This is a genomic window from Arthrobacter sp. BI5 (assembly GCF_056680065.1).
Map to the genome: position 1 here is coordinate 3,136,601 of NZ_CM155264.1, position 20,243 is coordinate 3,156,843.

Here is a 20,243-nt window from a genome sequence, read left to right on the forward strand (position 1 = left end):
GCCGAGAAAGCGCAGGACCGCGATGATTCCCGCAGCGCAGACACCCTTGTACGAGATCAAGGCCAACCTGTTCAAGGCCCTCGCGCACCCTGCGCGGATCCGGGTGCTGGAACTGCTGGCGGCGGCACCGGACACCGCGGCCCCGGTCAGCTACCTGCTGGCCGAGACGGGCCTGGAGGCCTCGCATCTGTCACAGCATCTGGCCACACTCCGCCGGCACCGGGTGGTGACCTCGGTGCGGACCGCCAACGCCGTGACCTACCGGCTGGCCCACCCGAAGATCGCCGAGCTGCTGGCCATTGCCCGGATCTTCCTGCTGGACAGCCTCGCTGAATCGGGCGAACAACTGCGGCTGGCGCAGGAACTCCCGGCCACGCCCCGCCAGGCGGCCAGCTCATGACCGCCGGGACAGCAACCAGGGCGGTCCGCGGCGCCCGGGGCTACCTGACCAGGTTCCTGCCCTCCCGCCGCGACTACGACGGGCTGCGCCGGTCCTGGCGGACGGATCTGCTCTCCGGCGTCACCGTGGGCATCGTGGCCCTCCCGCTGGCCCTTGCGTTCGGGGTGAGCTCCGGGGTCGGTGCCGAGGCCGGGCTGATCACGGCGGTGGTGGCCGGATTGGTGGCCGCCGTGATGGGTGGTTCCCACGTCCAGGTATCCGGGCCCACCGGGGCCATGGTGGTGGTCCTGGCCCCCGTGGTCGCCACACACGGCGCCGGCAGCATCGCCCTGGTCTCCGTGATGGCCGGGCTGCTGGTCATCATCCTCGGCGTCAGCGGCCTGGGCCGGGCCGTCGCGTTCATCCCGTGGCCCGTGGTGGAGGGGTTCACCCTGGGCATCGCCGCCATCATCTTCCTGCAGCAGGTGCCGATGGCCACCGGCACCGAGGGCGTGCCGGGCCACAACACCCTGCTGGCCGCCGTCGAAAGCGCAGCCACCGCCACAGGGCCCGCCGTACTGCAGACCCTCGCCGTGGTGGCCGGCGTCGCCGCCGTGATGTTCCTGCTGCCCCGGTTCACCAAGGCCGTCCCGGCCAGCCTGGCCGCCGTGCTGCTGGCCACCGTGGCCGCCGAACTGCTGGACCTGCAGATCCCACGGATCGGCGCGCTGCCGCATTCCCTGGCCGCGCCGTCCCTGCCGTCACTGGACCCGGCGTCCCTGGGCGGGCTGTTCATGCCCGCGGTGTCCATCGCCACACTCGCGGCCATCGAGTCGCTGCTGTCCGCGCGGGTGGCCGCCGGCATGGTCGGTCCCGACGGCCGGCCCACCGGAACCTACAGCCCGGACCGCGAACTTACCGGCCAGGGCCTGGCGTCAGTGGCGGCGGGGTTCTTCGGCGGCATGCCGGCCACGGGCGCGATCGCCCGGACCGCCGTCAACGTCCGTTCCGGGGCGAAGACCCGCCTCGCGGCGATCGTGCACGCTTTCGTGCTGCTGGCCATCATCTACCTGGCAGCGGGACTGGTGGGCAGGATTCCGCTGGCGGTGCTGGCCGGGATCCTGATGGTCACGGCCACGAGGATGGTCTCGCGGCAGACCGTGGTGGCCGTGTTGCGCTCCACCCGCGCCGATGCTTTCGTTTTTGTCCTGACCGCGCTGATCACGGTGGCGTTCGACCTGATCGTGGCGATTGAGATCGGACTGGTGGCCGCCGCGGTGTTCACGCTGCGCAAGTTCGCCTCGCTCAGCGGGGTGCAGCGCGAGGACATCCCGGGCCCGCCCGCGCCCGGGGACAGGCACATCGCCATTCTCCGGCTGGACGGGGCCATGTTCTTCGGCGCCGCGGAGCGGGTGCTGCAGGAAATCAGCCAGGTCAAGGACATCCAGGTGGCGATCATCCGGCTCTCGCAGGTGCGGATGCTCGACGCGACCGGCGCCCACACGCTGGTGGACGTCGTCTCGGCGCTGGAGTTGCGCGGCGTCACGGTGCTGCTCAAGGGCATCCAGCCGCAGCACCTGGACCTGGTGACCAATGTGGGCGTGATCCGGTCCCTGCGGCACCACAAACATTTGTTCGCCAGCCTGCCCGAGGCCGTGGAGCACGCCCGCAGCCATGTACTGCGGAACGCCGCCGCTAGCGCCTGAGGTTTTTCCGGATGATCTGGCCGCGGACCACGATGCCGGCGATGTGCAGGATGAGGCCCACGCCGATGACGGCCAGCGAGCCGAAGGCCAGGCCCTGTTTGCCGGTGGTGTTGCCGACCAGGTTGAGCACGATGCCGACGGCGATCAGTCCCATGGCGCTGAAAACGAGCACCTTGTAGGTGGTTGACGCGGTGGCCCAGAATTCGTTCAGCACCAGGCCAGTCTACGGGGATCAGAACAGGGCTTCCTGGACGGCGGGGATCTCGGAGCGGTGGTCTCCCAGCTCGATGGTCCGCGCCTTCAGCTCGCCGAGGTTGACGATGAAGTCAAGGTCGGAGCCGTCGAGGCGGGCCAGTGCCACGCCGCCGCTCAGCGCCGCGATCCGGAAGCCATGTTCCGCCGAGCCCAGGTCATGCGGATAGGCGTGCCGGGCAGCGGGCGTGCACACCGCGTCGGCCAGCCCGGGCCGCAGCCACCGTTCGTCCACGACCTCAAAGCCCTCCATCCCCGCTCCGCGCAGCAGCACCCGCACCCCGGCCGCGAGCCGGCTGTTCAGCTCGTCCAGGGCGGCGGCGGGCCGCGGGGCCGTGAGCCCGGCGGCCTTCGCCGCCGAGCGGACCTGCTGCGGCAGCCCGGCGTCACGCGTAACGAGGTCCTCCAGGATCCTGACCACCCGCCCGTCGTCGGCGCGGGCGACGTAGCGGGCGGCCACGGCTCCCTGCTCCGCGAGCCGGTGCCATTTCCGCAGGATTGCCGCGGTGCCCACCTTGCTGGCGCCGTTGGCGAACGTGGCGACGTAGAGCCAATGCGGCTGCATCAGGTAACTGCGGAGCCCCGGCGGGACGTAGCCGCCTCGGTGGAAGTCATGGATCAGTCGTGAATCGTCCACGGCGAAGCACGGTCCGCACTGGTTTCCCCGCGCCGCCTGGGCCCGGTCCGGGCAGCTGACGTAGTCGCGGTCCGTGGGGCCGTGCACCTTGTGGTGGCCCAGGCACCGCTTATCCCGGGCGGTGAGCCGGAAGCCAAGCCGCGTCCCGGCGTCGAGCGCCAGCTCGGTAAAGGCGCCCGCACTGTCCTGCAGGCGCAGCGCCGCGCCGCCGGCACCGGACTGACCAACAACCGGATCAGCCGGCGCCGGACCATGCCAAAAGACCCCGTGGACCAGATAACGGGTATCGGTCACGGGGTCTCCTTGCTGGCCGGGGCCGGCTACAGGGCCGGCTGCACCCCAAAGGCTACCGCGAGCTTCATGATCTTCTCCGCGCGGCCCAGGCGCGGCAGGTCGGAGCCGTCCCGGATCACGCGGCCGCTGGCCTCGAAGTCGGCCATGAAGTCGGTGGCCCAGGCAACGTCGGACGGCGTGGGGCTGATGACCTCGTTGATCACGCTGGTCTGGTCGGTCGCGAGGCAGAGCTTGCCGGTCATGCCCATCATCACCGTGATGCCGGTCTGCTCGCGCAGGATCGGGTGGTTGGTGCCCACCGTGGGGCCGTCAATGGGGCCGGGCAGGTTGCCGACGCGGCTGGCGACGACGAGCTTGGCCCGCGGGTAGGCCATCGCTTCCGGGGTGGCCGCCATGCCGGTGTCGCGGCGGAAGTCACCGGAACCGAAGGCCAACCGGAACGCGCCCTGGGCCTTGGCGATGTGGTTGGCTTCCTCGATGCCGACGGCGGACTCGACCAGCGGGATGACCGGGGTCTTGCCATCCATGCGGTGGTAGCTCTCGGTGACCTGGTCCGCGGACTCGGTCTTGGCGAGCATCACGCCCAGCAACCCCGGGGTGCCGCGCAGGCCTGCCAGGTCATCGGCCCAGAACGGGCTGGTGGCGTCGTTGATCCGGACCCAGGCGTTGCCGCCGGCGGTCAGCCAGTCCACAACGTGCTCGCGGGCTGCGTCCTTCTGCGAAGGGTCCACCGCGTCTTCGATGTCCAGGATGATGGCGTCCGCGCGGGACTCCGCGGACGGTCCGAAGAGTTCCGGCTTCATGGCGTTGACCAGCAGCCAGGAGCGGGCGATTTCGGCCGGAACGTTGCGCTGGGGCCGGACAATCCCGGCGGTGGTGGTAGAGGTCATGTCTCTACGCTAACCGCCCGGGGCCGCCCGCCGCCAAGTAAGACCCCTGTTTAGGGCGACCAATACGACCAAAATCACCCCCGGACGCAGCTGGCCCGCAGTAGTTGTCTGAAATGACAAGAACTGCGGGCCAGTGGGATGGAGGCGTGCAGGAGCGTCCGGCTTAGGGGATGTTGCTGCCCCGGGCGGTGATCCAGAGCCGGTACCACTCGGCGCGGGTCATCGCCGCGGCGACCTCAGCAGCGCCGGCGCAGGCCCGGATCCGTTCCGGCTTTGCGGTTCCGATCACGGGGGCGATGCCGGCCGGGTGCTTCATCAGCCAGCCTAGGACTACGGCCTCGCCCGTGGTGCCCATCGCCGCCGCCATCTCGGCCACGAGTGCCGCGGTGGCCGTCTCCGCGGCACTCGGGTCCGCCGCCGCCGCGCCCGTGTACAGGCCGCGGGCCAGCGCCCCGTAGGCCTGCAGCGTGATGCCGCGCCGGACGCAGTGCTCCACGGTGCCGTGCGGGAAGCTGTAGTCCGTGCCCTCGGCGTGGTTGACCAGCACGGTGCTCTCCAGCCAGGCCCGCGCGGACAGGCTCATTTCCAGCTGGTTGGCCACCACGGGCACCTCGAGCCGGTCCTGCAGCAGTTCGATCTGCGGCGCCGACATGTTGGAGACGCCCACTGCGCGGACCTTGCCTTCGGCCATGAGCTGCCCGACGGCGGAGGCCACCTCGGCCGGGTCCAGCAGCGGGTCCGGGCGGTGCAGCATCAGCACGTCCAGGTAGTCCGTCCGCAGCCGGGCCAGGCTCTGGTTGACCCGGTCCAGGATGCCGTCCCGGCTCAGGTCGTAGAACGCCTCGAGGCCCTGCTCGCCGAGGCGGATGCCGCACTTGGTTTGCAGCCGGATCCGCTCCCGCAGGCCGGGCGTCCGCGCCAGGACCTCGCCAAACACCGCCTCGGCTTTGCCGCTGCGGTAGATGTCGGCGTGGTCGAACATGGTGATGCCGGCGTCCAGGGCTGCCTGGACGGCGGCGGCCGCCTCGTCCACGTGCGCGGACGAGTACGGCCCCGCCGACCAGCTGCCGCCCAGGCCCATGCAGCCATAAATCAGCTCCTGGGTGGGGATCGGCTCCTGGGTCGCGTTCGGCTCCTGGGTTGCGTTCGGCTCCTGCCCGGCCGGCCCCGGGTCCCCCGGCAGGCCGGCGGGCCCGGCCGAGAGGGTCCCGGCGGAGGGGGTGGTCACCGCAGCCAGACGGTGGTGTTGCCCGGGAGCAGCTGCCCGTCCAGCGGACCGCTGCTGACCAGCACCTCTCCGGCGGGGAGCTCGACGGCGTCGTCCCCGAAGTTGGTCACGGACTGCCAGCCGCCGTGGCGGCGGAAGTGCAGCACGTCGGCGTGGCCGGTCTCCAGCCATTCCAGTTCCTCCGAGGTCTGCAGCTCGCGGCGCAGCTTCAGGGCCTGGCGGTAGAACTCCAGGGTGGAGCCCTCCACCCCGTCCTGCGCGGCAACGGCGTAGCGGCTGAACCAGGCCGGCTGCGGCAGGTGTGCGCCGCCGTCGCCGAAGCCGAAGGAGGAACCTTCCGGGGACCAGGGCAGCGGCACCCGGCAGCCGTCGCGGCCGATCTCGACGCCCTTGTTGCGGAAGAAGGTGGGGTCCTGGCGTTCGGCGTCGGGGATCTCGGCGACCTCCTGCAGGCCCAGTTCCTCGCCCTGGTACAGGTAGGCGGAGCCGGGCAGCGCGAGCATCAGCAGGGTCGCGGCGCGGGCGCGGCGCAGGCCCAGTTCGACGTCGAGCTCCTCGGCAGGGGCGCCGGCCAGCAACCAGCCCTTGCCGTCCTGGCCCTTGGCGTGCCGACCGCCGCCCTTGGGCAGGCCGTAGCGGGTGGCGTGCCGGACGACGTCGTGGTTGGAGAAGACCCAGGTGGAGGAGGCCCCGGACTCGGTGGCCTCGGCGAGGTTGCGGGTGATGATTTCGCGGAACTCGTCGGCGTCGAAGTCGGCCTGCAGCAGGTCGAAGTTGAACGCCTGGCCCAGCCCCTCCGGGCTGGCGTAACGGGCGCGGCGGGATGCGTGCACCCAGGCTTCGGCGACGGCGGTGCGCGGCGGGTTGTACTCGTTGAAGACCTCGCGCCATTCGACGTAGATCTCGTGCACCTCGTCGCGGTCCCAGAACGGGTGCGAGCCGTCAACGTGCCCGTCAGCACCGGTTCCCGCCTCGCTCAACTCAACCCTGGACAGCAGCGGCTCGGTGAGGTCCTTGGTCAGGGCGTGCGCGACGTCGACGCGGAAACCGTCCACGCCGCGGTCGGACCAGAAGCGCAGGGTCTTGAGGAAGTCGTCGCGGATCTCCCGGTTGGACCAGTTCAGGTCCGGCTGCTCCTTGGCGAAGATGTGCATGTACCACTGGCCGGGGGTGCCGTCCGGCTCGGTGATGCGCTCCCAGGCCGGGCCACCGAAGACGGATTCCCAGTCCGACGGCGGGATCTCGCCGTTGACCCCCTTGCCGTCGCGGAAGATGTAGCGATCACGGGCAGCCGAACCGCGGGGGGAGGCGAGGGCTTCCTGGAACCACACGTGGCGGTTGGAGGAGTGGTTCGGGACGATGTCCGCGATCAGCTTGATGCCGGCGGCGTGCAGGGCGGCGGACATCTCGTCGAAGTCCTCCAGCGTGCCGAGCTTGGGGTCGACGTCGCGGTAGTCGTCGACGTCGTAGCCGCCGTCGGCGAGGGCGGAGGGGTAGAACGGGGAGAGCCAGACGGCGTCGATGCCGAGTTCCTTCAGGTACGGGACCTTGGCGGTGATGCCCTTGATGTCGCCCAGGCCGTCGCCGTTCGAATCGGCGAAGCTGCGCGGGTAGATCTGGTACACGGATGCCTGGCGCCACCAGTTGGGGTCGGCGGCGAGGTCGGAACCGGACAGGGTGGCCAGCGTGGCGGTGTTCGACAAGGTGAATCCTTCGGGGCTGGGGTGCGGTGTCTGAGGGACGCGGTGCTTGGAAACCCCGCGTCTGATAATTTAGATACAAGCTAAATCTATTGCCGGTTCAATTATGGGTCCGTGTTCACGGGGAGGTCAAGATTCCGAAGCCGCAAGCAGCCGCCACGCCCCAACTGCTGCGCCGGGTCAACGCCCAGGCCGTGCTGGCCGCCGTCCGCGGCACCGAGGTGGCCACCGGCACGGACCTGATGGCATGGACCGGCCTCACCCGGGCGTCGGTAATTGCCGTCTGCGAGGACCTGATCCGGCGCGGCTGGATCCGCGAACTGGACGCCCCCCGGAAGGACGCACCCGCCACCGGCAGCCCGCAGAAGGGCCGGCCCGCGCGGCGGTTCGAACTCCGGGCGAGGGCCGGCGTCGTCCTTGGCCTCGACATCGGCGCCGCGACTACCACCGCGGCCGTCGCCGACCTGCGGGGCACGGTCCTGGGCCGCGCCAGCGGCAGCTTCCGCACCGCGGACATCCCCGCCGCGGAGCGGATCAGCGTGGTGGACCGGGCCTGCCGGCAGGCGCTGGAGGCAGCCGGCGAAACCCCGGACAAGGTGCTGGCCGTCGGAGCGGGGATTGCCGCGCCGGTGGACCGCCGCGGCAACGTGCTCTCCGCCCAGCATTTCTGGAGCCTGTTCGACGTCGGGCTCCGCTCGGCACTGCTGGACCTGCACGGCTGGACCGTGCTGCTGGAGAACGACGCCAACCTGGCCGCGCTCGGCGAACGGTGGCGCGGATCCGGGGCCGGCGTGGACGACCTCGTGGTGCTCCTGGCCGGCGAGCGCCTCGGCGCGGGCATGCTGGAGTCCGGCCGGCTGCTGCACGGCGGCGGCGGCGCCGGCGAGATGGGCTTCCTGGACATGGTCGACGGCGTCGGCTCCAGCGACGGCATCGCCAGCCTGGCCCGGCAATGGCAGGCCGCGGACGGCGGACCGGCGGCCGGCGGCGCAGCCAGCGCCCGGCGTGTGTTCGAGGATGCCGCTGCCGGGGATCCCGCCGCCCTCGCCATCCTGGAGCGGCTCTCGGAGCGGATGGCCCGTGTGATCGCCGCGATTGCCAGCCTGATCAACCCCGAGCAGGTGGTGATCGGCGGCGCCGTCGCGGATTCGGCCGCAGCGCTGCTGCCCGGCATCAGCGCCGCGCTGCCGCGTTTCACCGCCACTCCCCCGCGGGTGACCGTCTCGCCGCTGGGCGACCGGATTGTGACGGTCGGCGCCATCCGGCACGCCCTGGATTTCGTCGAAGCCAACGCGCTGGAACTGGAACTGGCCGGCTGACCCGTCCGCGGGGCGCCGTTTTACCCACGAGGAGTGGCTCAAGATTCGGCAACGATTGACTACCCAACTCGAAAGTTTCCCGCAGGTTTAGTGATATTGCGCTATCCCATCCGTAGACTGGCGTCACTCTGGTCACTTGCGGCCGCTCAGCTGACCCGTCGGCCGGGCGGCGGTCTCATGAAAGCTAAAACGTGAACTCTTTACGGATGAAGACTGCGTTGCTTGCCGCGCTTGTCCTTGCCTTGGCCTCGGTCCCGGCTGTCGGAACGGCGCCCGCCTTCGCCGAGCTGACGCCGACGCCGGCCGCGACGGGCACAGCCACCACCGCGCCAGTGGCTCCGGCGGCAACTCCAACGCCGGCCCCCACCACTGCCGCCCCGGCTCCCGCCGCGACGACGATCCAGCCGCCGACGGTCCAGCCGAGCCCCAGTCCCTCCGCCACGGCCGGGTCGCCGCTGACGACGATTGAGTCACTCCCGGTGCAGGGCGGCGAAGAGCCGCTCATCGCGCACACCTTCGAAAACCCGCCCCCGACCGGCAAAAAGGGTGCACCCGCCGGGGCCGCCCGGCTCAGCACCGAGTCCTACTCGCTGGCCCGCTCCGGCGACATCAAGGTACGCCTGGTCCTGGTCCAGCTGGCGGACCGGAAGGCGACCATCCCGCTGGACGCGGCCAAAGCCGCCATCAGCACCAGCAGCAACTACTGGAAAACCATGTCCAACGGCCGGTTGTCGATGACCGTGACCAAGGTTGAGAACCGCAACAGCAAGGCCACCTCCGGCCAGAGCTACCCGGACATGATGAACACGATCTCCAATGAGCTCGGCTGGACGCCCAACCCTTACACCGCTCTCGTCGTCTTCGTCTCCAGCCCCACGCTCTCGGACGGCGCGTACGGTGCCGGCTGGAGCTACCAGGGCACCAGCGGCCGGGTCATCATGCCGCTCCCCGCCTCACTGACCAACAGCGTCCTGACGCACGAATTCGGCCACGTGCTCGGCCTGATGCACGCCAACGCCCTGCAGTGCGGCAGCGGCGCCCAGGACGTCGCCACGAACGCGGACGGAACGTTCGCGGACGGCAGCTGCTACATCCGTGAATACGGCGACAGCCTGGACCTGATGGGCGTCTCCCAGACATCCCAGCCCACGATCAGCTCCACCCTGTGGGCCTACGGCGGCTTCGGCCGCGGCGATGAAATCATCGACGCCGGGACCGTTACCGACGTGAGGAAGATTTCCCTGACGGCCTGGGCCGGCACCGCCGCAAGGCGCGCCGTGAAGTTCCGGGATGCCGTCAGCGGCGAAGTGTATTACCTCGAACTGCGGCTGCCGGTCAGCTACGACACCGCCAAGGCCGTCTACCTCAACAGCGGCGTCAAGATCGTCCAGCAGCTCGGGGCGGGCTCGCTGATCCTGCTCCCCGACTCCCGGCCCTTCGACGGCTACTACAACTCCCGCCAGGCCTGGCAGGCCGGTCAGACGTTCACCACCCACGCCGGCACGCGCGTGCGGATCGACGGAATCGGCTCTACCTCCGCCTCCGTCACCGTCGAGTCGCTGGCCTCGATCGTCGGCAAGGCCATCGCCGCAGCGGCCGCAGCCACGCCTGCCCTCGGGAACCCGACAACCGCCGTCGGCTGCGGCCTCACCGGCGGCGGCTGCTACCGGAACTTCCAGGGCGGCTCCGTGCACTGGAGCCCCCGCACCGGCGCGGTCGCAACCCTCGGTGCTATCAAGGCAGCCTGGGGCGCGCTGGGCTACGAGCGGGGCAAGCTTGGCTACCCGACCGGCGCCCAGCGCTGCGGGCTGACCGGCAGCGGCTGCACCCAGTCCTTCCAAAACGGCGCCATCTACTGGACCAGCCGCACCGGGGCCTTCGCACTCCTGGGCGGCATCCGCACCGCCTGGGGAGGCACGGGCTACGAAAACGGCAAGCTCGGCTACCCCCTGAGTAACGAAACCTGCGGCCTGATTAATGGCGGCTGCTACCAGAAATTCCAGGGCGGCACCATTCACTGGTCGCAGGCCACCGGAGCCGTCCCCACCTGGGGCGCCATCCGCGCCACCTGGGCGGCACTGGGCTATGAACGGGGCAAACTGGGCTACCCGGCAGGCAAGGAAACCTGCGGACTGGCCGGCGGCGGCTGCTACCAGTCCTTCCAGGGCGGCACCATCCACTGGACGTCGGGAACGGGCGCCGTCGCCACTCTGGGCGCCATCCGCAGCACCTGGGGAAAGCTTGGCTACGAAAACGGAAAACTCGGCTACCCCGCCGCGAACGAAACCTGCGGACTGGTCAATGGCGGCTGCTCGCAGAAGTTCCAGGGCGGCGCGATCCACTACGCCCCCGGGGTTGGCGCCTTCGGCACCTGGGGGCCGATCCGGGCCGCCTGGGGCGCCCGCGGGTACGAAACCGGAAAGCTCGGCTACCCCACCAGCAACGTCGTCTGTGCGCAAACGGACAGTTGTGACCAGGACTTTCAGGGCGGCGCCATCCACTGGACCGCTTCATCGGGGGCTATTGCCACCATGGGGCCAATCGGCACCGCCTGGGCCGGCTTGGGCTCCGCGCGGGGCAAGCTCGGCTACCCCGTAGCCAACGAGGTCTGCGGACTGGCTAGCGGCGGCTGCTCCCAGAGGTTCCAGGGCGGCACCATCCATTGGTCCCCCGGCACCGGCGCCCGCGCCACCTGGGGAGGCATCCGGTCCACCTGGACCTCGCTGGGCGCCGAGCGCGGCAAGCTCGGCTACCCCCGGGGCAATGAAACCTGCGGTCTGCCGAATGGCGGCTGCTACCAGCAGTTCCAGGGTGGCGACATTCACTGGTCTCCGGCTACCGGCGCCTACGCCACCTGGGGCGGCATCCGCTCCACTTGGGGCAGCTTGGGCTACGAACGCGGCAAACTCGGCTACCCGTCCGGCAGGGAAGTCTGCGGACTGCTCAACGGCGGCTGCTACCAGTCATTCCAGGGCGGCACCATCCACTGGTCCCCGGCCACCGGCGCCAAGGCCACCTGGGGCGGCATCCGCTCCACCTGGGGCAGCCTGGGCTACGAACGCGGCAAACTCGGCTACCCGTCCGGCAGGGAAGCCTGCGGCCTGATCAACGGCGGCTGCTACCAGATGTTCCAGGGCGGTTCCGTCCACTGGGCACCGGGCGTCGGCGCGTTCGCCACCACCGGCGCCATCCGCGCCACCTGGGCCAGCCTCGGGTACGAACGGGGTCGACTCGGATACCCGGCTGCCCCCGAGGTCTGCGGCGCCGACGGCGCCTGCAGCCAGCGGTTCCAAAAGGGGACCATCACGTGGTCTGCGGCGCGAGGCAGCGTCGTCACCCCTTAGCCCGGTTACCGCGGCGGTTGGCCCCACCGGGAGCCAACCGCCAGGCGCCGGCGTCACTCCGGCATGATCATGGTGCGCAGATCCAGCTGGCGCAGCACCCGGTCGGCGACTTCGGGGTCCATGTCGGGTTCGTTCCGGGCCGCCACTACCTCCTGCCGCGCCGCGTCCAGGGCGATGGTCTGCACGGCAATGGCCAGTTCCCGCCCCCGCCTGCGCTTCTCATTCACGCTCTCGTTCCGCAGGCTGCCGTCCAGCAGCTCGGCATGCAGCCGGGTCATCTTCTCCTTGACCAGGGCCACCTTTTCCTGCGGCAGTTCCTTCATCAGTTCGTTGTCTTTCAGCGCCGCGATGGCCGCCTGCTGTGCCCGGGAAGCCAGCAGCCGGGCCGCGTCGCGCTCCACGGAGCCGTCCTCCGAGGCCTTCAGGGTCCGCATCAGCCACGGCAGCGTCAGGCCCGGCAGCACCAGCGTGGCAAGCAGCACGGCACAGGCGATCACCAGCAGCTCGCTGCGGGCCGGGAACGGAGTGCCGTCGGCCAGGCTGACCGGCAGCGCCAGGGCCAGCGCTAGCGTGGCCAGGCCGCGCATCCCGCACCAGGAGAGGATCAGGACCTCCTTGGCCGAGGTGGGACGCAGGGTGTTCTTGTTGCTCCGTGCCAGGCCGGACATCATCGCCAGCCAGCCGAAGCGGACGGCGAACACCAGCACGCAGACGACGGCGGCGGTCCCGGCCATGCCGAAGACGGCGGTGCCTTCCTCGCGGATGACCTGCCGGATCTCCAGTCCCACCAGCCCGAAGGCCAGCCCGGTGGCGAGCAGTTCCACCACGTCCCAGAAGGCCGTCCGGGTGACCCGTTCGGCGGCGTCCTGCGGCCTTGAATGCCGCTTGATTTCCAGCGCGGTGACGACGACGGCGATCACGCCGGAAGCGTGCAGCTCCTCGGCGAGGATGTAGGCGGCAAACGGGACCACCAGGGTGACGGCGCTGCGGGCCACCAGCGACTGCACCAGCCGGGTGATCAGGCTGGTGAACCAGCCCATGCCGATACCGATCCCGACGGCGACCGCCGCTCCCAGGACGAACTGGAGGACGACGTCGGGCCCTAATTTGGTGCCGGAAACGGAGGCCGCGACGGCCGCCTGGAAGATGACGATGGCGGCGGCATCGTTGAACAGGCCCTCGCTTTGCAGGACCGTGATGAGGCGCCGGGGCATGTGGACCCGCCCGGCGATGGAGTCCACCGCCACCGGATCCGGCGGCGCCACCATGGCGCCGAGGGCGATCGCCGCTGGAATCCCGATGCCCGGGATCAACAACCAGGCGGCCCCGGCGACGACGACGGTGGAGACCACCACGAGCGCGACGGCGAGCATCAGCAGCGTGCGCCAGCGGACCCGGAAGACGGCCCAGGAGCTGCGCTGCGCGGTCGCAAAGAGCAGCGGCGGCAGGAAGATGGGCAGGATCAGCTCCGGCGGGACCGCAATCTCCGGAAAACCCGGGATGAAAGTCAGGGAAGCGGCCAGGATCAGCATCAGGACCGGGTACGGCAGGCGGAGCCGGTCCCCAACGCCCACCGCCACCACGGTGGCGAGAAGAAGTCCGACGATGAGGGCCAACTGGTCCATGAGCTCACTTTCCCCGCAGGTTACGGCGGCCCAACGCCGGTTTTTGAGGCGCCGGCCGCCCCACCACCCTATCTGGGCGCTGCTCCGTCGGTGCTAGTTCACCGTTTCCAGGGCTGCGGCAAGCGGCAGCGTCCCGTCCCGGAACTCGATGGTCCGGCCGGTGGTCTTGGGCATGCCCAGCACCGCGGCGGCGACTAGGGCCACGTTGGACCGCGAGGTGCCAGTGCCGTCCGAGGTGTCCGAGGGGTCCACGTCGAGCAGCCCGTTGCCGGGTCCGTCCGTCAGGGATCCGGGGCCCAGGATGGTCCAGTCCAGGCCGCTGCCGCGCAGGTAGGCGTCCGCGGCGGCCTTGGCCTCGGCGTAGGCGTGGAAGCTGTTGTCCGCCGGGACTCCGTGGTCCGGCCCGGCGCCCAGGTAGGAGACCATGATGTAGCGCCGGACGCCGGCCTGGGCTGCCGCGTCCATGGAACGGATGGCAGCGTCCCGGTCCACGGCGTAGGTGCGTTCGGGGCTGCCGCCGCCCGCACCGGCGGACCACACCACGGCGTCGTGGCCCTGCAGCGCCGCGGCGAGTTCCGCCGTCGTCGACTTCTCCACGTCCAGGACCAGCGGGGTGGCGCCGGTGGCCGCTACGTCGTCGCGGTGGTCAGGGTTGCGGATGATGGACGTGACGTCCGCTCCGTCCTTCGAGAGGATGCCGGACAGTTCCAAAGCCACTTTGCCGTGGCCGCCGATGATTGCGATTCGCGTCATCGTTCCATTCTCTCCCAAGTGCGCCGGCGCCGCACCCGGGTTTGGGTTGAGACAAAAAAGACCCCGCAGGCCGGGCCTGCGGGGTCTTGTCTGGTAGCGGTGGGGAGGCTCGATCTCCCGACCTCACGATTATGAGTCGTGCGCTCTAACCAACTGAGCTACACCGCCACGAATGAGAAAAACCTGCGTCAAGCCGGTCAAAAACCGCCTTGACACAGGCTCTCATCCAGAGCCCCCCACCGGAATCGATCCGGTGACCTCGTTCTTACCAAGAACGCGCTCTACCACTGAGCTAGGGGGGCAACGAGTAAATACTCTACCGGAAGATTCGGCTCCCAACAAATCGGCGGGCCAAGCCTGCTGCCGGCGCCAAAACCCCCGCGGTTCCGGGGATCCCACGGGCTTCAGCACGTCCCTGCGGGCACATACTGGCCGCCCCGCGCCCCGGATGTGACGAAGCCGACTCACGGGTCCGAATTGCGCCAGGAACAGAGCACGGTCCGGGCTTAAAGCAGGACGGACCGGCTCAGGTGAGCCGGCCCGTTCTGGGTACTGCCTAGGAACTAGTGGTTACCACTTGTTGCGGGGCTTGAAGCCGCCCTCGTGGCGGGGCTTGCGGGTGTCGGTGCCGACACTGCGTTCGTTCCGGTCGCTGAAGGAGCGGCCGCCGCGGTCAGCGGAGGAACGCTCGCCGTCGTTCTTGCGGAACTCGCGCTTGAAGCCGCCGTTGCCCTTGAAGTTGCCGCTGCCGCCGGAGTAACCGCCGCGTTCGCCCCGGTCGCCGCCACGGCTGCCCTGGTAGGCGCCACGGTCACCGGAGGGCTTGCGGCCGTTGTCCAGCTCGAGGTGGATCAGCTCGCCGCCGATCCGGGTGCGGGACAGGGCCTTCAGCTGATCGGGGCTCAGGTCCGCCGGGAGCTCCACCAGGGAGTGGTCCGAACGGATGTCAATGCCGCCGATCTGGGCCGAGGAAATGCCGCCCTCGTTGGCAATGGCGCCCACAATGGAGCCCGGCATAACGCGCTGGCGGCGTCCGACGGCGATCCGGTAGGTGGCGTTGCCCTCGGTCAGGGTGCGGGTCGGGCCGCGGGAGCCGAAGCCGTCCTTGGAGCGCTCACGCTTCTGGAATTCCGGAGCGGCCGGCAGTTCCTTGACCAGGAGCGGCTGGCCGCCTTGAGCCATGACGGCCAGTGCGGCAGCGATCTCGGCGGCCGGAACGTTGTGCTCCTCCTCATAGGAGGCGATCAGGTCACGGAACGCCGCGACGTCCTCGGATTCGAGGGTCTCGGTGATCTTCTCGGCGAACTTGCCCAGGCGCAGGGTGTTGACCGTCTCCGCGGTGGGCAGGTGCATCTGCTCCACCGGCTGGCGGGTGGCCTTCTCGATGGAACGCAGCAGGTACTTTTCCCGCGGTGTCATGAACAGCACGGCGTCGCCGGAGCGGCCCGCGCGGCCGGTGCGGCCGATGCGGTGCACGTAGGACTCGGTGTCGTGCGGGATGTCGTAGTTGATTACGTGGCTGATGCGCTCGACGTCCAGGCCGCGGGCGGCGACGTCGGTGGCGACGAGGATATCGATCCGGCCCTCCTTCAGGGCCTCGACCGTGCGCTCACGCTGCTGCTGCGGGATGTCGCCGTTGATGGCGGCGGCCTGGAAACCGCGGGCGCGCAGCTTGTCGGCCAGGTCCTCGGTGGCCATCTTGGTGCGGACGAACGCGATGACGCCGTCGAACTCTTCGACCTCGAGGATGCGGGTCAGCGCATCGAGCTTGTGCGGGCCCATGACCTGCAGGTACCGCTGACGGGTGTTGGCGCCGGTGGTGGTCTTGGACTTGACCTGGATTTCGGCCGGGTTGTTCAGGTACTGCTTGGACAGGCGGCGGATCTGGCTCGGCATGGTGGCGGAGAACAGTGCAACCTGGCGGCCCTCGGGGGTCTGCTGGAAGATCTGCTCCACGTCGTCGGCGAAGCCCATCCGCAGCATCTCGTCGGCCTCGTCCAGCACGAGGTACTGGAGTTCGGACAGGTCAAGGGAACCCTTGGCGATGTGGTCGATGACGCGGCCGGGGGTACCGACAACAACCTGGGCACCGCGGCGCAGGCCGGCCAGCTGCGGGCCGTAGGCGGAGCCGCCGTAGACCGGCAGGACGGTGAAGTCGTCAATGTGCTTGGCGTAGGAGGTGAAAGCCTCGGCGACCTGGAGCGCAAGCTCACGGGTCGGAGCCAGCACCAGGGCCTGCGTCTTGCGGGACGGGCCGTTGAGGTCGTGGAGTTCGGCCAGCCGGGTCAGCGCCGGTACTGCGAAAGCTGCAGTCTTACCGGTGCCGGTCTGGGCCAGGCCCACGACGTCGCGGCCCTCGAGCAGCACCGGGATGGTGGCTGCCTGGATCGGGGACGGCTTCTCGTAGCCGACCTCCTGCAGGGCGGCGAGGACGCGGCCGTCGATGCCGAGGTCGACGAAACGGAGACCGGTTTCGTCGTCGCCGGCTGCGTCGGTGGGCTTCTCAGCGGGCTTCTCAGCGGCGGTGCCGGCTGCGGTTTCGTCGGCTGCGGGGGCAGCCGTTTCGGTGATCTCGACGTCGGCCTGGGTGTTTTCGGTGTCGACGGAGTTGTCTTGATTTTCGGGCATAGGGGAATCTTCCTCATCCATAGGGGCCAAGCGGCACAACCCGAGGTGAGCGGAGCCGCAGTACACGTGACACAAGGTGCCGGGCATACATTGACCGGCCGGTCACATAGAAGTCCGGCGCTTTCGCAATCCCGTGGCAGGACTTCCCGCTGCAACTCTTGGCTGCTATCCCAGCAGTCTGTACAGCGTTTTCTTTAGCCGGCTCTCCCTATGAAAATGCCCGCATCACAGTAGCGGGCCCCAACACTTGCCAGTCCTGCCTCAAAAATTGGGCAGGAATAAGGGATTTCCGGAGTGGGGGATATTTCAAGTGTAGGGCATGTGGCGGCACAGGTGGTAACGCAGCGGCCGACGGCGGCGGTGACCTTGCGCACACGCCGGCGGGCCCCGCGGGCTACTCCCCCTGCCGGGACTGCAGCCTCGCGAACTCCTGGTGGTACTCCGGCTGCAGCCGGATCAGGCCGTCGGCGTCGGCGTCCCGCAGGGCCTCCATGTCCTCGACCGTGGGGTCGGAAAACCATTTCCCGATTGTCACGCCGTGCGCCGGGACGTAGAGCCGGTGGATGTGGTCCCCCGCCTGGATGCTGCCGAGCCGGACCACCCGGAGGTACGCGCCCACCCGGCCGGCCTCGGTGAACCGTTTCACCCAGTGCGGTTCGTTCATCCGACGCTGAAAGGTGCTGCACGGCCGCCGGGGCGAGGTGACTTCCACCTCGACGTCGAGCCCGATCTTCCAGCGTTCGCCGATCACCGCGTTCGTGGCATCGAGGCCGGCGACCCGGAGGTTCTCGCCGAAGTACCCCGGCGGAATATCACGCCCGAGTTCAGCCGCCCAGTAGTCCGCGTCGGCCTGGGAATAGGCATACAGCGCCTGGTCCTCGCCGCCGTGGTCCATCCGGTCGGCTTGGACGTCGCCACGGAGGCCCAGCCGGTGGACCTTCACCGGCCCGTCCACCGGGCGCTTGTCAATGGCGGTCACGCCCAGCCGTCCCTCGTCGCCGAGTAGCTGGTGGACCCGGCAGACGGCAAGCACGGATGCGGTGTTCATGGCACCAGTGTAGGCCTGCGGCCCCGTCGCGGCGGGGGGTGGGAGCGGTGGCGGCGGGGGTGGCGGCGGCCCGGCGACGGGGGTGGCGACGGAGGTGGCGGCGGCCTGGCGACGCTCCCGCCCAGTTATTACTCCGGCCGGGCCCCGTAAGCCCGGCGGCACCGGCGGGTCGGCCCGGATCCGGGCGGGTCCAGGAGAACAACCGGGCGGGAACGCCGGACCCGCGGCCGGGGCGGAACGTAGGATGCTCCCATGAGCAGCCTTGGAGCAACCGACGTATCCGATGTCCTGGCGATCGATTCCCTGCTGAGCGCCGATGAGCTGGCAATCCGGGAAAAGGTCCGCGATTTCACCAGCCAGCGGATCCGACCCGGCATCGCAGCGTGGTACGACGACGGCATCTTCCCGCTTGAGCTGGCCGCGGAGCTGGGCGAGCTCGGGGTGCTCGGCATGCAGCTGGAGGGCTACGGCTGCCCGGGCCGCTCCGCCGTCGAATACGGACTGGCCGCGATGGAACTCGAGGCGGGCGATTCCGGCATCCGCACCTTCGTCTCGGTGCAGGGATCCCTCGCCATGACCGCCATCCACCTGTGGGGCTCGGAGGAGCAGAAGCTCCGCTGGCTCCCCCGGATGGCCGCTGGCGAAGTGATCGGCTGCTTCGCCCTGACCGAGCCGACGGCCGGCTCGGACCCCGCCGCGATGCAGACCTTTGCCCGGCGGGACGGGACCGGCGAGGACGCCGGCTGGATCCTGGACGGCGCCAAACGCTGGATCGGACTCGCCTCCGTGGCCGACGTGCTGGTGGTGTGGGCCATGACCGACGACGGCGTACGCGGCTTCCTGGTCCCCGCCGGCACCCCCGGGGTCACGGCCACCCCGATCGGGCAGAAACTCTCAATGCGCGCCTCGATCCAGTGCGACGTCAGCTTCGACGGCGTCCGGCTGGGCCCGGAGGCGCAGCTTCCGGCCGCCCGCGGGCTGCGCGGACCGTTCAGTTGCCTGAACGAGGCACGGTACGGAATCGCGTGGGGCGCGATGGGCGCCGCCCGGGACTCCTACGAGGCGGCGCTGCGGTACTCGCAGCAGCGGCTGCAGTTCGGCAAGCCGCTGGCCGGGTACCAGCTCACCCAGGAGAAGCTGGTGAACATGCTGCTGGAGATCCAGAAAGGCACCCTGCTGGCGCTGCAGCTGGGCCGGCTCAAGGACGCCGGGAAGCTGCGGCCGGAACAGATTTCGCTGGGCAAGCTGAACAATGTTCGCGAGGCGATCGCGATTGCCCGCGAGGCCCGCACCATCCTGGGCGGGAACGGGATCACGTTGGACTATTCCCCGTTGCGGCACGCCGCCAACCTCGAGTCGGTGCGCACCTACGAGGGCACCGACGAGGTGCACACCCTGGTCCTGGGCCAGCACATCACCGGGCTGGCCGCCTTCCGCTAAGCCGCCCGGGTGTGCCCACGCCGGCCGGGCCCGGGGCTGTGCCTGCGCGGCGCGGCGCGGGCGCGGGCGCGCGAGATGACACTTCACGGCAGTGTTTCCGGCAAACATTGCCGCGACCTGCCAACTCGGTGGGTGTCGCGCGGGCCTCTGCGCCGGGCAGGTCCGAAGACGCGCCACCCGGGGCTCAGGCGGAGAAGCCGCCGTCGGCCTTGACCAGCTGGCCGGACACCCAGCGGCCCTCGGGCGAGAGCAGGAACGCCGCTGTCCCGGCCACGTCCGCGGGAGTGCCGAGCCGGCCGCCGGGCTGCTGGCGCGACAGGTCCTCGCGGAGCTGCGCGTCCATCCAGCCGGTGTCCACCGGGCCCGGGTTGAGCACGTTGGCGCTGATCCCCAGCGGGCCCAGCTCCCGGGCAGCCGCAATCACGATCCGGTCCAGGGCCCCCTTGGACGCGCCGTAGGGCAGGTTGAACGCGGTATGGTCGCTGGTCAGCGCCACGATCGCACCGCCCTCGGCCGGCACCTGCCGGGCAAACGCGGCAATCAGCTGCCAGCTGGCGCGGGAGTTGACGGCGAAATGCCGCTCAAAGCTCTCCAGGGTGGTGTCCAGGATGCCGGAGTCCACGGATTCGGCGTGGCTGAGCACGAGTCCTTGCAGGGTGCCGGCGTCGTCCGCCACTGCGGCCATCAGCCGGTCCACGGCCTGCGGATCCTCGAAGTCGGCAGGGACGGCCACCACGGCCGCGCCGATTGCCTGCAGCTCTGCGGTGAGCCGCTCGACGTCGTCGGGCTGGACGCCCCAGGGCATCCGGGTGTCGTAATCCTGCCAGTAGGTGAGCACCAGGTCCCAGCCGTCGGCAGCAAGCCGCCGCGCAATGCCGGCACCAATGCCGGCGAGCCGCCCGACGCCGGTGACCAGGGCCGTCTTGCGCTGCACCGGCGGGGCCGCGGCAGCCGGTGAGTCCGGGGAATCTGGCACGGGGGCAGTGAAAACCATGGGGCC

At 69.9% G+C, this 20,243-nt stretch carries 15 protein-coding genes and 2 tRNA genes; 5 read left to right on the forward strand and 12 right to left on the reverse strand.

All coding sequences use genetic code 11. The annotated features are described in order from the left end of the window. The first annotated feature begins 22 nt into the window (after positions 1–22). Together AC1MED_RS14455 and AC1MED_RS14460 are read left to right on the forward strand one after the other, a co-directional pair. Complete coding sequence (locus AC1MED_RS14455; protein ID WP_479783888.1) at positions 23–400, forward strand: ArsR/SmtB family transcription factor; 378 nt, start codon at positions 23–25, stop codon at positions 398–400. Continuing rightward, positions 397–2,085 (forward strand): SulP family inorganic anion transporter, encoded by a 1,689-nt coding sequence (locus AC1MED_RS14460; RefSeq protein WP_479783889.1) that lies wholly within the window; start codon positions 397–399, stop codon positions 2,083–2,085. The genes AC1MED_RS14455 and AC1MED_RS14460 overlap by 4 nt, the downstream gene beginning before the upstream one ends. Here AC1MED_RS14460 and AC1MED_RS14465 read toward each other — a convergent pair. From AC1MED_RS14465 to AC1MED_RS14485, 5 genes are all read right to left on the reverse strand, one after another. Then, positions 2,075–2,299 carry a DUF3188 domain-containing protein gene (locus AC1MED_RS14465; protein ID WP_479783890.1) on the reverse strand — a complete coding sequence of 75 codons (225 nt, stop codon included), beginning with the start codon at positions 2,297–2,299 and terminating at the stop codon, positions 2,075–2,077. The genes AC1MED_RS14460 and AC1MED_RS14465 overlap by 11 nt on opposite strands. 18 nt (positions 2,300–2,317) lie before the next feature. Beyond that, on the reverse strand, positions 2,318–3,268 hold the full coding sequence (locus AC1MED_RS14470) for a DUF2797 domain-containing protein (protein WP_479783891.1): 951 nt from the start codon (positions 3,266–3,268) through the stop codon (positions 2,318–2,320). A gap of 26 nt (positions 3,269–3,294) precedes the next feature. Beyond that, entirely contained in the window at positions 3,295–4,158 is an 864-nt protein-coding gene (locus tag AC1MED_RS14475) for an HpcH/HpaI aldolase/citrate lyase family protein (RefSeq protein ID WP_346960671.1), read from the reverse strand. 163 nt (positions 4,159–4,321) lie between these two features. Further along, entirely contained in the window at positions 4,322–5,239 is a 918-nt protein-coding gene (locus tag AC1MED_RS14480; protein WP_479786695.1) for an aldo/keto reductase, read from the reverse strand. 143 nt (positions 5,240–5,382) lie between these two features. Next, a complete protein-coding gene (locus AC1MED_RS14485; protein WP_479783892.1) occupies positions 5,383–7,089 on the reverse strand; it encodes a glycoside hydrolase family 13 protein in 1,707 nt (568 codons plus the stop codon). An 89-nt stretch (positions 7,090–7,178) separates the two neighbouring features. On the opposite strand from AC1MED_RS14485, the gene AC1MED_RS14490 reads away from it, so the two are divergent. Further along, entirely contained in the window at positions 7,179–8,405 is a 1,227-nt protein-coding gene (locus AC1MED_RS14490; protein WP_479783893.1) for an ROK family protein, read from the forward strand. A 206-nt stretch (positions 8,406–8,611) separates the two neighbouring features. Continuing rightward, a complete protein-coding gene (locus AC1MED_RS14495) occupies positions 8,612–11,749 on the forward strand; it encodes a M43 family zinc metalloprotease (RefSeq protein WP_479783895.1) in 3,138 nt (1,045 codons plus the stop codon). Between the two features lie 53 nt (positions 11,750–11,802). Here AC1MED_RS14495 and AC1MED_RS14500 read toward each other — a convergent pair whose 3' ends face one another. From AC1MED_RS14500 to AC1MED_RS14525, 6 genes are all read right to left on the reverse strand, one after another. Then, complete coding sequence (locus tag AC1MED_RS14500) at positions 11,803–13,374, reverse strand: Na+/H+ antiporter (RefSeq protein ID WP_479783896.1); 1,572 nt, start codon at positions 13,372–13,374, stop codon at positions 11,803–11,805. Positions 13,375–13,467: 93 nt separating this feature from the next. Continuing rightward, complete coding sequence (locus tag AC1MED_RS14505) at positions 13,468–14,127, reverse strand: SDR family oxidoreductase (RefSeq protein WP_479783897.1); 660 nt, start codon at positions 14,125–14,127, stop codon at positions 13,468–13,470. Between the two features lie 91 nt (positions 14,128–14,218). Next, a tRNA-Met gene (locus AC1MED_RS14510) sits at positions 14,219–14,295 on the reverse strand. 62 nt (positions 14,296–14,357) lie between these two features. Next, a tRNA-Thr gene (locus tag AC1MED_RS14515) sits at positions 14,358–14,429 on the reverse strand. A gap of 268 nt (positions 14,430–14,697) precedes the next feature. Beyond that, a complete protein-coding gene (locus tag AC1MED_RS14520; RefSeq protein ID WP_479783899.1) occupies positions 14,698–16,755 on the reverse strand; it encodes a DEAD/DEAH box helicase in 2,058 nt (685 codons plus the stop codon). 394 nt (positions 16,756–17,149) lie between these two features. Then, entirely contained in the window at positions 17,150–17,803 is a 654-nt protein-coding gene (locus AC1MED_RS14525; protein WP_479783901.1) for an MOSC domain-containing protein, read from the reverse strand. Positions 17,804–18,055: 252 nt separating this feature from the next. On the opposite strand from AC1MED_RS14525, the gene AC1MED_RS14530 reads away from it, so the two are divergent. Next, positions 18,056–19,243, forward strand: a complete 1,188-nt coding sequence (locus AC1MED_RS14530; RefSeq protein WP_479783903.1) for an acyl-CoA dehydrogenase family protein — start codon at positions 18,056–18,058, stop codon at positions 19,241–19,243. Between the two features lie 184 nt (positions 19,244–19,427). Here AC1MED_RS14530 and AC1MED_RS14535 read toward each other — a convergent pair whose 3' ends face one another. Next, positions 19,428–20,237 (reverse strand): SDR family oxidoreductase, encoded by an 810-nt coding sequence (locus AC1MED_RS14535; protein WP_479783905.1) that lies wholly within the window; start codon positions 20,235–20,237, stop codon positions 19,428–19,430. Between the last annotated feature and the right edge of the window lie 6 nt (positions 20,238–20,243).

What these genes read in the sequence shown, in the direction of transcription:
- AC1MED_RS14500 (WP_479783896.1), bottom strand. Translation starts at nt 13,374, where the DNA reads ATGGACCAGTTGGCCCTCATCGTCGGACTTCTTCTCGCCACCGTGGTG.
- AC1MED_RS14520 (WP_479783899.1), bottom strand. Translation starts at nt 16,755, where the DNA reads ATGCCCGAAAATCAAGACAACTCCGTCGACACCGAAAACACCCAGGCC.
- AC1MED_RS14495 (WP_479783895.1), top strand. Translation starts at nt 8,612, where the DNA reads ATGAAGACTGCGTTGCTTGCCGCGCTTGTCCTTGCCTTGGCCTCGGTC.
- AC1MED_RS14530 (WP_479783903.1), top strand. Translation starts at nt 18,056, where the DNA reads ATGAGCAGCCTTGGAGCAACCGACGTATCCGATGTCCTGGCGATCGAT.
- AC1MED_RS14480 (WP_479786695.1), bottom strand. Translation starts at nt 5,239, where the DNA reads ATGGGCCTGGGCGGCAGCTGGTCGGCGGGGCCGTACTCGTCCGCGCAC.
- AC1MED_RS14535 (WP_479783905.1), bottom strand. Translation starts at nt 20,237, where the DNA reads ATGGTTTTCACTGCCCCCGTGCCAGATTCCCCGGACTCACCGGCTGCC.
- AC1MED_RS14455 (WP_479783888.1), top strand. Translation starts at nt 23, where the DNA reads ATGATTCCCGCAGCGCAGACACCCTTGTACGAGATCAAGGCCAACCTG.
- AC1MED_RS14460 (WP_479783889.1), top strand. Translation starts at nt 397, where the DNA reads ATGACCGCCGGGACAGCAACCAGGGCGGTCCGCGGCGCCCGGGGCTAC.
- AC1MED_RS14505 (WP_479783897.1), bottom strand. Translation starts at nt 14,127, where the DNA reads ATGACGCGAATCGCAATCATCGGCGGCCACGGCAAAGTGGCTTTGGAA.
- AC1MED_RS14525 (WP_479783901.1), bottom strand. Translation starts at nt 17,803, where the DNA reads ATGAACACCGCATCCGTGCTTGCCGTCTGCCGGGTCCACCAGCTACTC.
- AC1MED_RS14475 (WP_346960671.1), bottom strand. Translation starts at nt 4,158, where the DNA reads ATGACCTCTACCACCACCGCCGGGATTGTCCGGCCCCAGCGCAACGTT.